At 64.7% G+C, this 15624-nt stretch carries 14 protein-coding genes; 3 read left to right on the forward strand and 11 right to left on the reverse strand.

Going from position 1 to position 15624, the window contains the following annotated elements; genetic code table 11:
• Positions 1–107 precede the first annotated feature (107 nt).
• The 6 genes from BRSPCE3_RS01295 to BRSPCE3_RS01320 form a co-directional block, all read right to left on the reverse strand.
• The gene (locus tag BRSPCE3_RS01295) at positions 108–560 is read right to left on the reverse strand and encodes a Zn-ribbon domain-containing OB-fold protein (protein ID WP_244063677.1); all 453 of its coding nucleotides are present in this window, start codon (positions 558–560) and stop codon (positions 108–110) included.
• Entirely contained in the window at positions 557–1753 is a 1197-nt protein-coding gene (locus BRSPCE3_RS01300; protein ID WP_244063679.1) for an acetyl-CoA acetyltransferase, read from the reverse strand. The genes BRSPCE3_RS01295 and BRSPCE3_RS01300 overlap by 4 nt, the downstream gene beginning before the upstream one ends.
• Positions 1750–3033, reverse strand: a complete 1284-nt coding sequence (locus BRSPCE3_RS01305; protein WP_244063681.1) for a CaiB/BaiF CoA-transferase family protein — start codon at positions 3031–3033, stop codon at positions 1750–1752. The genes BRSPCE3_RS01300 and BRSPCE3_RS01305 overlap by 4 nt, the downstream gene beginning before the upstream one ends.
• Positions 3034–3114: 81 nt before the next feature.
• Complete coding sequence (locus tag BRSPCE3_RS01310) at positions 3115–4071, reverse strand: PDR/VanB family oxidoreductase (protein WP_244063683.1); 957 nt, start codon at positions 4069–4071, stop codon at positions 3115–3117.
• 12 nt (positions 4072–4083) lie between these two features.
• Entirely contained in the window at positions 4084–5403 is a 1320-nt protein-coding gene (locus tag BRSPCE3_RS01315) for a Rieske 2Fe-2S domain-containing protein (protein ID WP_244063684.1), read from the reverse strand.
• Between the two features lie 12 nt (positions 5404–5415).
• Entirely contained in the window at positions 5416–5742 is a 327-nt protein-coding gene (locus BRSPCE3_RS01320) for a hypothetical protein (RefSeq protein WP_244063686.1), read from the reverse strand.
• Positions 5743–5947: 205 nt separating this feature from the next.
• On the opposite strand from BRSPCE3_RS01320, the gene BRSPCE3_RS01325 reads away from it, so the two are divergent.
• Positions 5948–6442, forward strand: coding sequence for a MarR family winged helix-turn-helix transcriptional regulator (locus BRSPCE3_RS01325; RefSeq protein WP_244063688.1), 495 nt, complete (start codon positions 5948–5950; stop codon positions 6440–6442).
• Positions 6443–6449: 7 nt separating this feature from the next.
• Here the strand turns inward: BRSPCE3_RS01325 and BRSPCE3_RS01330 are convergent, their stop codons facing one another.
• From BRSPCE3_RS01330 to BRSPCE3_RS01345, 4 genes are read right to left on the reverse strand one after another with little or no spacing between them, the layout of a single operon-like run.
• Positions 6450–7643 carry a CaiB/BaiF CoA-transferase family protein gene (locus BRSPCE3_RS01330; protein ID WP_244063690.1) on the reverse strand — a complete coding sequence of 398 codons (1194 nt, stop codon included), beginning with the start codon at positions 7641–7643 and terminating at the stop codon, positions 6450–6452.
• Positions 7644–7653: 10 nt separating this feature from the next.
• Positions 7654–9888: an acyl-CoA dehydrogenase family protein gene (locus BRSPCE3_RS01335; protein WP_244063693.1), complete on the reverse strand. Its 2235-nt coding sequence runs from the start codon at positions 9886–9888 to the stop codon at positions 7654–7656.
• Positions 9889–9891: 3 nt separating this feature from the next.
• Positions 9892–10701, reverse strand: a complete 810-nt coding sequence (locus BRSPCE3_RS01340; protein ID WP_244063694.1) for an enoyl-CoA hydratase/isomerase family protein — start codon at positions 10699–10701, stop codon at positions 9892–9894.
• A gap of 55 nt (positions 10702–10756) precedes the next feature.
• Complete coding sequence (locus tag BRSPCE3_RS01345; protein WP_244063696.1) at positions 10757–11623, reverse strand: FadR/GntR family transcriptional regulator; 867 nt, start codon at positions 11621–11623, stop codon at positions 10757–10759.
• 83 nt (positions 11624–11706) lie between these two features.
• Here BRSPCE3_RS01345 and BRSPCE3_RS01350 point away from each other — a divergent pair, with 83 nt between their 5' ends.
• Together BRSPCE3_RS01350 and BRSPCE3_RS01355 are read left to right on the forward strand one after the other, a co-directional pair.
• Entirely contained in the window at positions 11707–12846 is a 1140-nt protein-coding gene (locus tag BRSPCE3_RS01350; RefSeq protein ID WP_244063698.1) for an acyl-CoA dehydrogenase family protein, read from the forward strand.
• 154 nt (positions 12847–13000) lie between these two features.
• Complete coding sequence (locus BRSPCE3_RS01355) at positions 13001–14203, forward strand: ABC transporter substrate-binding protein (RefSeq protein ID WP_309296293.1); 1203 nt, start codon at positions 13001–13003, stop codon at positions 14201–14203.
• A 163-nt stretch (positions 14204–14366) separates the two neighbouring features.
• Here BRSPCE3_RS01355 and BRSPCE3_RS01360 read toward each other — a convergent pair whose 3' ends face one another.
• Positions 14367–15599: an ABC transporter substrate-binding protein gene (locus tag BRSPCE3_RS01360; protein WP_244063702.1), complete on the reverse strand. Its 1233-nt coding sequence runs from the start codon at positions 15597–15599 to the stop codon at positions 14367–14369.
• Positions 15600–15624: the final 25 nt, after the last annotated feature.

The raw sequence follows: 15624 nt of genomic DNA on the forward strand, positions 1-15624 counted from the left end.
CGCGGCAATTCACGGAAAAATTCGAGCCGCACGCGACGGCGGCGATTTCGGTACCTATTTATGCAGAGGCAACCGGAGAAGGCGCACCTAGCTCAGGCGCCGGGCCCTCATTTTCGCCGCCACTGCAGCAATGAGAAGGCTGGATCGGACTCCAGATGATGTTCGAAAACCCCTTCAACCTCTTCTCCGATCGCGACGGCCTGCTGGGGATCGCCCAGGAGATTGCCGACCATGCGTACGCTGCCGGCGTGCGGCAACTCGACAAGCAGAGCCACGTAAGGCCCGTGCCGCTTCAGCACGGCGTGCGAGGCATGCCACACGCGCTCCCAACTGAAAATGCGACCGGTTGGCTCGACCTCAGTCCACGCTGGATCAAAGGCGTGACAATGATGGCATATCCATTCCGGCCCGAACTGCCAGGTACCGCAGCCGTCACAGCGTTGCACCAATAGTCGGCCTTGGCGTAAGCCCTCCCAGTATGGTGCCGAGAGACCATCCGGCTCACTGACTGGAATGGGCAGCCCGACAGGAAGATAGTGCGCGCCTGCAGATCCGCTCATAGCGTGGCCTCCGAACCCAGAATGAGGTTGCTGGCCGGCGTCACCATCGGGCCACCGATGACCAACGCCACATCGTTTCGTCGAACCTGGCTCGTCGACGTCCCACGAACCTGACGGACGGCCTCCAGAACGAGCTCAAATCCGTGCATGTAGCACTCCGCAAGATTGCCGCCGCTGGTGTTGAGCGGCAGTCGCCCGGACGGCGCGATCAGGTTCTCGAATGTCAGGACGTCATTGGCCTCCTCCGGCTTGAAGAAGCCGTGCTCCGCCAGCGCCATCACGACGCCGCCCGTGAAATTCTCATATGCCTGAACCACACCGATATCGGACGGCCCTAGCCGGGCCATGCGGTAGAGATCGGGAGCGACGGTGTCGAAGCTTGCCGTGGCGTAGAGCGGCGCGTTGTGCGCCGTCGCCGCCGCACGATGTCCCGATCCGAACGCCGCCCCGAGCAGATAGGCCGGCTTCTGCCGGAATTCGCCTGCGCGCTCCGCCGATACCAGCACCAAGGCCGCCGCGCCGTCATTTTCCATGCAGCAATCGTAGAGATGGAACGGCTCCACGATCCAGCGCGAGGCATCGTATTTCTCAACGTCGAGCGGCCTGCCTTGCATCACGGCGCGCGGGTTGGCCTGGGCATGGTGATAGGACGCGAGTGCAATCGCACGCAACGCTTCCTGCCGAACGCCATGCTCATGCATGTAGCGCTGGACCCGCATCGCAAATCGCTGCGGCGGCGCCAGCACGCCGTAAGGCATCAGATAGGATCGTTCGCCCGAAACGGTGTGGATGCCGGCCGCCTGCCCGAAACGGCCATACTGGCCCTGCGCCAGCGAGCGGAACACGACGATGCAATCGGCCAGGCCCGCGACGATCGAGGCGGCCGCATTGGCAACCGCAGCGCAGCACCCGCCGCCGCCGCCCCCCCATTGCATCGTGGCCGAGCGCAATCGATGCGTCCCAAGTGCCGCAGCGAGGCGTGACGCCTCGCTGCGATCGTCGCTGTAGGATGAGAAACCGTCGATCTCGCGGGGATCGAGCCCAGCATCCTCGCATGCCGCCAGAATGGCCCTCAGCGCCAGCTTGAATTCCGGATCGGGTGAAGCGCCGTGGCGATAATATTCGGTTTCACCGATCCCGATCACGGCCACCCGGCCGCGCAGCGTCCGCTCGTCGCGCGCGCGCGTCATCATGGCTTGGTTTCCTGTCGCGCGGGCTGGCTGCCGAAGGCTCCGCCGGCGGCAAGGCGCGCGATCTCGGCATCGTCGTAGCTGAGCAGCTCACGCAGCACATGTTCGGTGTGCTGCCCGACCGCCGGCGCCGCAACGGGGTCAACGATCGGTGTCCGCGAATAGCGGATCGGCAGGCTCACATTCGGCACCCATCCGACCGTCTCATGCGGGATCCGGGTGACAATTCCGCGCTCCCGCGCCTCGGGCGAACGGATCGCCTCACCGACGCTGCGCAGCCGGCCGCAGGGCACGCCGGCCGCCCGCATCCGCGACTGCCAGTGCGACCAGGGCTGCCGGGCAAAGGCATCGCCGAGGATCGCGAACAACTCCTCGCGCCGGCGGATCCGGTCAGGACCCGTCGCGTAGATCTCGGCTGCGGCCAGGTCCTCGCGCTCGAGCACCTGCGCCATCAAGCGCTGGAAGATCTTGTCGTTGCCGCAATTGATATAGAAGGAGCAATCGCTGGCCAGGAACACCCCCGACGGACAGGTGTCCGGACTGGTATTGCCGCTTCGCCTGGGATCGGCATTGTTGAAGAGCGACTGCGTGGTGGCGTAGCCGGTCATCAGGACGGCATTCTCGAACAACGAGACCTCGATGGCCTGACCCTGCCCGCTGCGCTCGCGCGCGAACAACGCACCTAGGATCGCATTGCCGGCCATCATCGCGGTGCTGATGTCCATCACCGGCGACAAGGCCCGCACGCCCTCGCGATCGGCATAGCCGTTCATCGAGACGAAGCCGCTCTCGACCTGGGCGATCGGATCGAAGCCGAGGCGGTCCGAAAACGCGCCGTCGCGGCCATAGGCCGACACCGCGCAATAGATGATCTCGGGCTTGATCTTGCGGCAGCTGTCATAGTCCAGCCCGAGCCGAGCCATCACATCGGCCGAGAAATTCTCTACCACGACGTCGGCCGTCGCAATCAGCTCGCGCGCGACCTTCAGGCCCTCGGGGGATTTGAGGTCGAGCGCAACGCTGCGCTTGTTGCGGTTGGTCCACAGGAACGGCGCGCCGTGCCTGAGCTCGGGATGCACCGGGGGATAGCGGCGCAAATCGTCGCCGCGGCCCGGCGCTTCGATCTTGATCACCTCGGCGCCCATGTCGGCGAGGATCATGGTCGCGAACGGTCCCGCGATGAAATGCGAAAAATCGATCACCCGGATTCCGTCGAGCGCCCTTGGCGCGCCGGCCGGACGAGGCGTGTGCTCGGGGAAGTCGGCTTCAAGCTGATCCAGCATGTGAGGCATCCGTACGTCTTGAGAGGGTTGATCCAGGTTCGCGGGCCGTCGTCGTCAATAGCTGGTCGGTGGAGCGACAATTCAGAGATCGAGCACGAGCGTGCGGGACTTGGCGCCCGAGCAACAGATCATGACGCTCTTGTTCGCCGCCTGCTCTTCCTTGCTCAGAAACTGGTCGCGATGGTCGGGCGTGCCCTCGATCACTCGCGTCTCGCAGGTGCCGCAGACCCCCTCAGTGCAGGCGTAGTTCGCGGTGATGCCGGCATCGAGCAATGCATCGAGGATGGTCTTGCCGCGCTCGACCGCAATCGTGCGATTGCTTCGCGCGAGCTTGACGTCGAAGCCGCCCTCCGTGGCGGGCGTTTCCCGCGCCTGAAAGTATTCGACATGCACGTGATCGGCCGGCCGATCGGCCGTCGCCGCCTCGAAGGCTGTCAGCATGGGCACCGGACCGCAGCAATAGAGATGTGTGTGGGCCGACGCGTTTCCGACAATTGCCGGCAGGTCGAACAGACGCCCCGACCGCTCATCGTCGAAATCGAGATGAATCCTGGAACCACGTTCGAGTGTGTCGAGCTCGTCGAGAAATGCGGCTGCGGCGCGCGTCCTTGCGGCGTAGAACAGCTCCCAGCAGCGTCCGATCGCTTCCAGGCGCCGGATCATTGACAGCAGCGGCGTGATGCCGATGCCTCCGGCGATCAGCACCGAGTGATCGGCCTCTTCGTGAAGTGCGAAGTTGTTGCGCGGCCGGGAGATCGTCATGATGTCCCCCACCCTGACGCTGTCATGGACGAAGCTGGAGCCGCCCCGGCTCTCGGCATCCTTGTTGACCGCGATCACATAGCGGTGGCGCTCGCGCTGATCGTTCACCAGCGAGTAGCTGCGGATCATGCCGTTCGGCAGCTGCAGGTCGATATGGCTGCCGGCCGTGAACGGCGCCAGTTCGCCGCCTGTCCGCGCCACCAGCTCGTAGGAATTGATGCGCTCGGCCTCGTAGCCGATGCGCTTGACCAGCACGTCCTGCGTCACGTCAACCATGGCAGGATGCGCTCACAGCTCGTACCCGAAATCGGCGCCGAGCTTCGCCCGCATGAACGGCGCACCGACGTCGACCCAGGAGTCCTCCGGCGGCAGCCGCAGCGACACCGCGCGCACCATGAATACGTCGGGATCCGACACGCCCTTCGGCCTGATCGCATGATCGCGATAGGCGCCGAGCGCTTCCAGGATGAAGCGCCGCGTCATCGCAATGCCCGTGTCGCTCGAGCAGAGCGTCTCCCTGGTGCGATCGAAGATCGGCGAAACGCCGCTCTGGCAGGCGCCGTCCTGCACCCAGAGCCCCGGCAGGCCCGAGAACCAGGTCGTACGCTGCGCCTCGTAGTCGAATTGAAAGCCGTTCTGCGGATTGTATTTGGTCCAGTAGCCGGCGTACGGAACCGTCACCGGATGCTGGACCAGCGCATGGCGGCTGGCATGGCCGCTCTCGCGGCCCTTGTGGCCTTCGGCGAACACCTGCCGCGTCTTCTCCAGCAACGGTTCCGACGGATGATAGGAGAACATGATGCAGAGCGTGTTCTCGTCATCGATCGGTACCCAGGCATGCCCGCTCAGATCCGGGAACGGCGACAGCGGCGGCACCAGCGTATAGAACGGCAGCATGAACTGGTTGACCCGCCAGTACAGCATGTTGGCATCGTAGTTGCGCCGCGCGGCGATGCTCATGCCGAAATCCTGCTTGATGCATTCGAAGGTCGGCCGCAGGTCGCGTTTCTGGATCCAGGCGCTGGTCGTGCCCTGGGCGTCGAGCCGGCCATGCAGCAGCGGCGCGTGCGCCGAGTCGATCTCGCCTTCGACCGCCTGCAGCCAGTTGCACTCCTGGACACGGACCGAGATGTGCACCTGCTCGGCCGGCACCAGATTCCATTCGAGATTCGGCAGCGGCGGAAGCTCGGCCTGATCGGGACCCATATAGGTCCAGATCATCCCGTTGCGCTCCTTGCAGGGATAGGCCTTGATCCGCACCCGCTCCTTGAGGCGGCTGCGCACCGGCTCCGCCGGCATGTCCGTCACCGCGCCGGTAACGTCGAATTTCCAGCCGTGATAGACGCAGCGTAGCCCACAATCCTCGTTTCGTGCGAAGACCAGCGGCGCGCCGCGATGCGGGCAGGCCTGGTCGACCAATCCTATGCGGCCTTCGGTGTCACGGAAGGCGACCAGATCCTCGCCGAGCAGCCGGACGCGCTTCGGCTGTCCGTCCCTGGCAAGATCCGCCGACGGCAGGAAGGGTATCCAATACAGGCGGAAGAGATCGCCGAGCGGCGTGCCCTTGCCGACCCTCACCAGGCGTTCATTGTCTTCGCGCGAGAGCATGCGTTGCCTCCTTCAATTGCGGGTGGCCGGACCCGCCGCGCCACCCAGCAGGGCGGCCACGCGGTCGGAGAGCCCGACATCCTGAGCGGTCCAGAGCGGATCGGATGCGGCGAGCGGCTTGCGTGGAACGGGAGGCTGCTTGCCCTCCTCCACGAGGCCGACGATCAGTTCGATGCGACGCCGCTCAAGCTCCCGTAGAGCATCCTCGACGACGGCGGCTTCCGCCGTGCATCCCGGCAGCTCGGGATAGGCAAGCCGAACCCGCCACTGCCCCGGCTCGGTTTCAACCGCCTCGGCCTCAAGCAGATAGGGAATCGATAGCAGTTCACGCAGGTCCAAGTTCAACCTCCCTGCACGACGTCTTTCGCATCGCATATAATACGTATACGTACTATATAGTCGAGAAGCTGACAAGAGCCGAGCACAATTGCATCGACCCGGGAACAAGCCTGTACGGTGGTTCAGCGCAGGGTTGAGGGCGTCAGGCCAAGCTGCTAACGGCTAGGGCGAATTCGCAAAATCGCAGCTGGGACCGAACGACGGCATGGCAGTCGACAAGGCAACGAAGACTGGTTCGGCCGCAGGCATTGCCCGCGACTGGCAACTGGAAGGCGGCGTCGGATTTCTGCTGCGGCTGCTGGAGGCGCGCTACGACGGCCTCTATCAAAGCATGACGCGCCAGAGCGATATCACGCCGCGGCAGTTCGGCGTGCTGATGGCGCTGTACCAGCTGGGTCCCCTCACCCCCTCCGTGCTGGCGGACCGGATCAGCTGCGACCGCAACACGCTGAGTGAAATGCTGAAGCGGATGGTCGCGCGACGGCTGGTCTCAAAGAAAGACAATCCGGACGACCGCCGCTCGCTTCAGGTGCAGATCACCTCCAAGGGCGAGGAGGCGCTGCTGGCGGTCATCCCGGCTGCGGCCGAGCTGCAAAACATCATGCTGGCCCCCCTACGCAAGGAAGACCGCGCGCATTTCCTGAAATGCCTGCTGGCGATCGCGAAGGCTCCGCCGCCGGACGCACCGTCCGATCGTTGAGCCCCACTTAGGCCGCAGGCTTCCCAAACGTCCCCGCAGCAGCAAGCGCCGCGATGGCGTCGGGCGACAGTCCCAGGATCCGCGACAGCACATCATCGCGCTGCGCGCCGACACCGGGCACGTGGCGGCCGATCGGCGTATCGGCCCCAGACATCTGCCAAGGCGCGCTGACGCCGACGAAGTCACCGGCACCATCCGAAACCGTCCCGAATACACCCCGTTGACGCAGATGCGGATCGGTCAGCGCCGCGCCCGGCGCCCGGTATTCGGCGCATGGGACGCCGGCGCGATCCAACGCCGAGATGCATTCGGCAGCGGTGTGACGCTCCGTCCACTTCTCGATCACCTGCATCATGGCGGTCCAATTGGCACCGCGCGCCGGAATGCTTGAAAAGCGCGGATCGCTCACCAGTTCCTGCTGCCCCGTGACTTCGCAGAGCGCCGCAAAATTGCGCGGCGTCACCGGGGCAATCAGGATATCGCCATCGCGAGTGCGCACCGGCCCATAGGTCGGCCGCGGCGCACTGATCGGGAATTGCGCTTCCTGGAGCTCGTAGACCAGCAGGTTCAGCATGCAATCCATCAAGGCGACATCGACGCGCTGGCCCTTCCCGGTGCGTTCACGCTGGACCATCGCGGTCTGGATCGCGGAATAGCCGAAGATGCCGCCGAGAATGTCGGCGACGAAGATGGCCCCGGCGGCCGGACGCTCGCGGTCGCCGGCATAGCACGCCAGGGACTGATCAAAGCCGCTCTCGGCATGCACGATCATGGCGTAAGCCGCGCGCTCGGCAGCAGGGCCGGTCTGGCCATAACCCGAGATCGAGCAATAGATCAGGCGTGGGTTGATCTCGCGAAGCGCGTCATAGCCAAGGCCGAGCCGGTCCATCACGCCAGGGCGGAAATTCTCGACGATGATATCCGCCTCCGCGACCATGCGATGCACCAGCTTGATCGCATCGGCGTTCTTCAGGTCCAGCGCCAGGCTGCGCTTGCCGGCATTGAGCTGGCCGAAATAGGTGCTGTGGCCGTCGCGCAGCGGCGTCCGCAGCCGCATATCATCGCCTTCCGGCGGCTCGATCTTGATGACCTCGGCGCCGACGTCGGCAAGCAGCCGCGCGCAATAGGGCCCGGCCACCATGATGGAAAAATCGAGCACGCGCACGCCCGCGAGCGGTGCCCCGTCGCCATCCCTCTGCATCCGATCTCTCCTATCTCGGCAGCGCGAGCGCGCGTTGCGCGATCAGGCTGCGCTGGATTTCGTTGGTCCCGATGCTGATCACCCACATCAGCGAATGCCGAAGGTTCTGCTCGAAGCGGCCATTGTCGATGGCGCCCGGCATCTGCTCGGACAGCGCGGCGCGCATCCCGAGGATGTCGAGCGCGGCCTCGCCGAAACGTTCCATCAGCTCGCCGGAGAACACCTTGCTGATCGCGCCATACTCCGGCGGTGTCACGCCGTCGGCGGCGAGCTCGGCACAGTGCATCATCAAGAGACGGCCGATCTCGATCTCGGACGCCAGGGTCGCCATCCTGTCGCGGACGATCGGGTCGTCGGCCAGGGACCGATCGGCCTCCTTGGTCATCACATGCGCACGCAGTTGCTCGAAGGCGTACGCGACCTTGAGGACGATCCCGCCACCGACCAACCCGCGCTCGAAGGCCAGTGCGCCGGTCAGCACCTTCCAGCCGGCATTGACCTCGCCGACAAGGTTCTCGCCGGGAATGCGGACGTTGTCGTAGAAGATGTTGGCGAACGTGCCGTCGTACATGGTCGCTGACGGACGTATCGTGATGCCCGGCGCATCCATCGGTACAATGAACATGCTGATGCCGGCATGCGGCGGCTTCGCGTCCTTGTCGGTCCGCGCGGCGAGGAGCATGTATTTGCCCCACCAGGTGGTGGTCCAGATCTTCTGGCCGTTGATCACCCAATGGTCGCCGTTCCTGATCGCGCTGGTGCGCAGCGCCGCGAGATCCGAGCCCGCCTGCGGCTCGCTGTAGCCCATGCCATGCATGGCTTCGCCGCGCAGGATCTCCGGAAGGTACTGTCGCTGCTGTTCCGGCGTGCCGAACATCATCAGCGCATTGGCCTGGATCGCAGCGCCGATTCGCGGCGCCTCGCCCTGCTCCATCGTCTCCATGAAGGCGATCTGCTCAAGCGGAGAGCGTGCCTGGCCGCCGAACTCTTCTGGCCAGCCGAGGCCGATCCACCCGGTCGCGCCGATATCACGGGCGAAGGGCGCATCGAACTCGCGCTTGGCGAACGGCCTCTGGTCGAACGCCGCCTTCGTGGCGCCGCTCCAGTTTTGCGCGAGCCAGCGTCGAACCTGCTCGCGCAGCGCATTGCCGGCGGGCCCGAGGTCGTATTGCGGCAACCCGGCGCCGCCCGCATTCAGCAGCCGTGCGGCCAGCCGGCGCCTGGCCTCCGCAGCACCGCCGAGCGCAATCGTATCCAGATGTACGCGCTTGAAATGGATCGGCGCCTCGTGCTCCTCGGCATAGCCGATCGCACCGAATGTATGCTGGGTCTCCAGCGAAACCCGGCGCAGCACCTCCCCGGAAAACGCCGATGCGCAATCGGCAAAGTAGCGCCAGTCGTCGTCGCCGCCATCATGCAGTGTCGCGGCATGCTCGAGGATCAGCCTGACGCCTTCGAGCGCGATCAGGCAATTTGCCAGCTTGTGCTGGATCGCCTGGAACTTGCCGATCGGCTGCCCGAACTGATGCCGTTCCTTGGCGTAGTCCACGGCGAGCTCAAACGCACGTCGGGCCGCGCCGTGGGCGCGCGCGGTCAGCGCCGTCTTGCCCTTGAGCCGGAGAAGGTCCAGATCGACCGTCCCTACCGGAATGAGCGTGACCGGCGCTGCGCTCAGCCTGACCTCATAAAGTCCCCAGGCACCCATCGCGCGGGTGGCAACACATTCGACACCTGGATCGCCGAGATCAATCAGCGCAAGGTGAGACCGATCGCAAGCGACCAGCAGATGCGTCGCGCTTCCTGCTGCCTCGACGAAGCGGAGCACGCCGCTCGCCGTGAGGTCGGTGACCACGATCGAGCCCGTCCCGGCATCGGGATCCAGCCCGCCGAACGAGAAGGCGACGATCGCCTGCCCGGAATGCAGCCGCGCCAGGAGATCCTCCGCGGCATCGGCCTCCGATCCGGAGACCGCAAGATTGGCAAGCGCCGCCGACCACATCGGCGCCGGACATCCGGCGCGGCCAAGCTCCGCCATGACGACGAGAATCTCGGCAAGTCCGCCCTCGCCGCCCTCCGCGCCGAGTGCGGCGACGCCTTGCCCGACCAGCTTGCGCCAGATCCCCGAGATCTGGTCCGGCGAGGACGATGCCGTCACACCGCGCGGACGCCAATGCTCATCAAGGAAGCCACGCAGGGAGTCGCGCAGCATCCCCCTGACACCGTCGTTCGACGCTTCCGCCGCCATGACTTATGCCTGGCCGAACCTTGGCTTGCGCTTCTCCTTGAACGACATCGTCGCTTCCTTGTGATCGGCGGTCTCGAACGTCACCTGCTCCAGTGCCATCGAGGCCTCCAGCAGCATGTTCACGCGCTCCTTGACGATCTGGTTGATCGACAGCTTGGTCCAGCGAATGGCCCAGGTCGGACCGTTCGCAAGCTCAATCGCGATTGCGCGGGCCTTGGCCAACACTTCGGCGCGCGGCGCGACATGGTTGACCAGCCCGATCCGCTCCGCCTCGGCGCCCTTCAGCAGCGTGCCGCGGATCAGGAATTCCTTGGCCTTGTTGATGCCGATCAGTAGTGGCCAGATCACGGTGCCGCCGTCGCCGGCGACCAGGCCGACGCGCGAGACGTGGGTGTCGCCGATCCGCGCATCTTCCGCCATCACGGTGATGTCGCAGAGCAGCGCATGGGTCGCAGCCAAGCCGATGGCGTCGCCGTTGATCGCCGCGATGATCGGCTTGTCGAGCTCGAGCTGGCGGGTCACGCCGCGCCGGCTGATCATGGGGTCGTGCACCTCGCCCTCCTCGAGCACGTCGCCGCCCGGCCGCTCGGACATCGCCTTGACGTCGCCGCCGACGCTGAAGAAGTCGCCGGCGCCGGTCAGCACCACGGCATTGACGGCGTGATCGTCGGCAAGATCGTCCCAGATCGTGCGCAGCTCGCGGATCAGCTTCTGATTGATGGCATTGCGCGCCTGCGGGCGATTCAAGGTCACGGTCGCGACCTTGTCCGCGACCTCAACCGTCAGGCACTCATATTTGGCGTAGTTGGACACGTTTGCCTCCATTGTTATTGCTGTTCGGGTGTTGATTTGTTGGTGCGGCCGGTTGCTACCGGCGCAATCCCGGCTGCACGTCGGCCAGAGCGACGTGAAGCGACATGGCGCCAGGATCCTGCTCCAGCATGCGCTGCACGGATTCCAGGTGCGACCGCAGCAGCCGGCTCGCCAGCGCCACGTTTCGCTCGCTCAGCGCCGCCAGGAACTGGCGCCGCTTCTCGGTCAGCCGCGCCATCGCGACCCCGCTGGAAGCGACCTTGGCGTAGACGAAGCGCATGTGGATCTCGGTGACGGAGTCCACGATCATCGCGATCACCTTGTTGCCGGTCGACGCCGCCAGCAGCTTGTAGAATTCGCGCGAGCACTCGACCCGATCGAGCAGGCGGCCCTCCCTGGTCGCAAGCTCGGTGCGCTCGATATTGGCTTCCAGTGCGTCGAGATCGGCACGCCGTGCATTCGCGCACGCAAGCTGCACCACGAGGTCGAGTACGTGGACCCGCGCCTCCGACAATTCGCGCACCGAAATCGTCCCGAGGCTCAGCATGTCTCGCATGACCTCGTTCATGCGCCGGGTGTCGCCTTGCTGGATGAAGGCGCCGCCCTTGACGCCCTTCTGCAGCCGCAGCACGCCGGCCATCTCCAGGCTGCGCAGCGCTTCCCGAAGCACGTTGCGGCTGACGCCGAGCTGCTGGGCGAGCTCGCGCTCGGCGGGCAGCTTGTCGCCGGGCTTCAGCACGCCGAGCGCCAGCTGCTCGCGGATCCGCTCGCAGATCTCCTCGAACGTCCGCCTGGTGTGGATCGGCTTGAATGTCGGCGCGGCGGCGGAGCCGGCTGCGCGATGATCGGTGGCCCGCTCCCGCCGGTTCGGCAAGGCGGTGCGGGAGCGCTGCGGCGCGCGAGGGCTTGACTTGGTGCTCATGCGGTGAATTATTAAATGGATCACCCATTCAATGGAAGCCCCTTTTTTGGGCCTCCGGCCAAGAAAACAGACGGGGAGCCCGCATGAGTTTTTCCGAGGAGCAGGTCGCCTTCCGCGACAACGTCCGCAGGATGGTGGTCAGGCATGTGGCGCCGATCGCGGCCGAAATCGACGAGACCGACCGTTTCCCGCTCGAGCTCGTCAAGCTGTTCGGCGAGATGGGCCTGATGCAGCTCTGGGTGCCGGAGCGCTATGGCGGCCCGAACGGCAATTTGACCATGGCCTGCATCGCGCGCGAGGAAATCTCGAAGGTCTCGCCGGCCTGCGCATCGATCGCCGCGCTCAACACCATGTTCATCATGCCGCTGCTGCATTTCGGCTCGGAAGAGCAGCGCGAGAAGTACCTGCCGATCATCGCCGAAGGCGGCGTGGTCACGGCGATCGCGATCTCCGAGCCGCAGGCTGGCTCCGACGTCGCCGCCCTCAACACCCGCGCCCGCAAGGACGGCGACAGCTATGTCCTGAACGGCCGCAAGCAGTGGTGCAGCTACGGCGTCGTCGCTGATTACATCGTGGTGATGGCGCGAACCAGCGACGGCGCCGGCGCCGACGGCATCAGCGCCTTCATCGTCGAGCCGAAGACAATGCCGGGCATTTCGTTCGGCCGCCACGAGCGCAAGATGGGCTTTCGCGGCGCGCCCAACACGCCGATTTTCTTCGACAATGTCCGGGTTCCGGCGGAAAACCTCGTCGGCGAGGAAGGCAAGGGCTTTCGCGCGTCGATGCGCGCGCTCGACCTCAACCGCCCGACCATCGGCGCCCAGTCGGTCGGCCTCGCGCAGGGCGCGCTCGATGCCTGCATCGCCTACGCCAAGGAACGCAAGCAGTTCAAGCAGCCGATCGCTGAGTTTCAGGGCGTGCAGTTCATGCTCGCCGACATGGCGATGCAGATCGAGGCGGCCCGTGCGCTGGTCTATGAATGCGCCCGCGCCGGCGATGCCGGCGACTGGAAGCGGCTCAACGTGCTCGCCAGCATGGCCAAATGCGTCGGCAGCGACATGGCGATGAAGGTCACGACCGACGCGGTCCAGATCTTCGGCGGCTATGGCTACACCATGGACTACCCGGTCGAACGCATGATGCGCGACGCCAAGCTGACCCAGATTTTCGAAGGCACCAACCAGATCCAGCGCGTGGTGATTGCCCGCGAGCTGCTGCGCTAGAGCGTTTTCGAGCGAAGTGGACGCCGGTTCGCGTGAAGAAAACGCGTCAAAACGACAAGCTGGAGCTTCGGTTCTGATTCAAATCAGAACCGAAGCTCAAGGCAGATCGATTGCAACAAGAAACGAACTACAGGGAGAAACGACCTTGAACCACATCATCGACCGGGCGCTGGCGGCCATCGCGCTGTCAGCCCTGCTGGCGACGCCGGTTTATGCGCAAAAAGCCTATGGTCCCGGCGCCAGCGATACCGAGATCAAGCTCGGCCAGTCGACGCCGCTGAGCGGGCCGGCCTCTGCCTTCGGCGCCGGCGCCGGCCGCGCGGTGGTCGGCTATTTCGAGATGCTCAACGCGAAAGGCGGCATCAACGGCCGCAAGATCAACTTCACCCAGCTCGACAATGCCTACAGCGCGCCGAAGGCGGTTGAGCAGTCACGCAAGCTGATCGAAGACATCGGCGTGCTGGCCGAGGTCGGAACGATCGGGACCGCGCCCAACGTCGCTATTCAGAAGTATCTCAACGCCAAGCAGGTGCCGCAACTCTTCATCACCGCGGGCGGACGCCGCTTCAACGATCCCAAGACCTTCCCGTGGACGATCCCGCTCTATCCGGACTTCGAGACCGAAGGCCGCGTCGTCGCCAAGTACATCCTGCGCGCAAAGCCGGACGCCAGGATCGGCGTGCTGTACCAGAACGACGACTACGGCAAGGATTACCTCAAGGGCCTTCGCGCCGGTCTCGGTCCGAAGGCCGAGTTGATCGTCGCCCAGGCCTCCTACGAACTTGCCGACCCGACCATCGACTCGCAGATCGTCCAACTGAAGGCCGCCGGCGTCGACACCCTGATCGAGCAGTCGTCGTCGAAGGCTGCCGCGCAATCGATCCGCAAGGTCTATGAACTCGGCTGGAAACCCCTGCACGTGATCGGGGGCTCGACGGCGTCGGTCGATACCATTCTGAAGCCGGCCGGCCTCGAGGCGTCGAAGGGGCTGGTGACCACCCAGTTCCTCAAGCAGCCCGGCGATCCGGCCTGGGCCGATGACGCCGAAGTCAAGGCCTACAAGGCCTTCCTGACGAAGTATGCCCCGTCGGCCAATCCGGACGACTATTCGGTGCTGGTCGCCTATATGAACGTCCACGCCGTGGAGCTGGCGTTGCGCAAATGCGGCGACGACCTGAGCCGCGAGAACCTGATCAAGCAGGCGACCTCACTGAATGGCGAACGACTGCCGATGATGCTCCCGGGCATCTCGATCGGCACGCAGGTCGGGGACTACACGCCCTTCAGGACCTTGCGGATCGCGACGTTTGACGGAGCAAGCTGGTCCCTGACCGGTGAGCCTCTATCTGCCGATTAGACCAGCCGGCTTCCATACGGCATCGCGCCGCCTGGCACGCTCTGCGGAATGACGTGCGAGGCGGCATCGCCGTGGACGTGGGCATGCGGCGCAGCGAGCAAATCGCCCTCGGATACTGGCGTTGGGCCGGCTTGCGTATCAGCCCAACACCCGAAGGTCGAGTTCACGACGCAATGCCGTCGAGATCAACCATGCTTCCGACCGGCGTCCAGTTGGCACCGTCAAAGCGGGTGATTTGAAGGTTGTGGACGGCGCGATAGTCGGTTGGAGAGTTGCTGACCTTGATGCCATCCAAAAATAGTGGCGGCTGCTCGTCCTTCAGAGACGTTGCATGCTTCAGCAGATTTTCGCGCGTGAGTTCGTTGCCACATCGCCTCAAGACCTGCTCGATCATGTAGGCGTTGTTGTAGCCGGGCGTTGCGGTGTTGTCGTCGATGCCGACGGACGGCATGTACTTCTTCATGAACTCGACATAGGCCCTGACCCGAGGCTTGTCGCGCTGGTGCGGATCGGTCGCGATGACTTCCCACCAGGCCGAAATCAGTCCCTTGGCATTGTCCAGACCGGCCGGCGCCAAGGTTCCTCCAACCGAGCTGCAATTCGAGTTGACGATATGCAGAGGTTTCCAGCCGAGCGCGGCCACCTTGCGGATCCCCTGGGCGGCGAACTTGGAATAGGTCAGCTGCACAAAGACATCGGCGCCCGCCCCCTTGCAATCGGCGACCTGGTTGTCGATCGACGGTTCGGTGATTTCGTGACTGATCTCCTTGACGATGGCAGCAGCGTTGCCGCCGAGCCCTTTCTTGAGGCCGCGAAGGAAATCCTTGCCGAGATCGTCGTTCACATACTGAACCGCAATCTTGGCATCCGGCTTCTGGTTCAGGATGAATGCGCCCAGGGCCGCTCCCTGCGCGACGTAGATCGGGTAGAACGGCACGATCCAGGGAAATTCCTTCGGATCGTTGAAGCGCTCGGCGCCTGACGTCAGGAACAGGTTGGGCACCTTCTTCGCATTGAGATACTTCTGCACTGCGGCGTTGGTCGCGGTGCCGAGAAATCCCGCGATCGCGAATACCTCTTCCGACTCGACCAGCTTGCGGGTTTGCTCGACCGCCTTCGGCGGCGAGAACGCGTTGTCGAGCGAGATCAGGTTGACCTTCCGGCCGTTGATGCCGCCATTGTCGTTGATCATCTGGAAATAGGCGGTTTGCGCCTGTCCGTAGACCCCATAGCCGGATGCGGGCCCGCTGTAGGGGGCGGTGGTCCCGAGCTTGATCTCCGCATCGGTGACGCCGGGTCCATAGTTTCCGGCCGCGCGCGACCGCGAGGTGCCTGCGAGCGCGAGCGCGCTCGCTCCGAGGCCCGCGACCGCCGATCTTCGCGAAATCAGTCCCATGTTCATTCCTCCCCTTTCGATCGTT

This window comes from Bradyrhizobium sp. Ce-3, assembly GCF_022835695.1.
Taxonomy (GTDB): Bacteria; Pseudomonadota; Alphaproteobacteria; order Rhizobiales; family Xanthobacteraceae; genus Bradyrhizobium.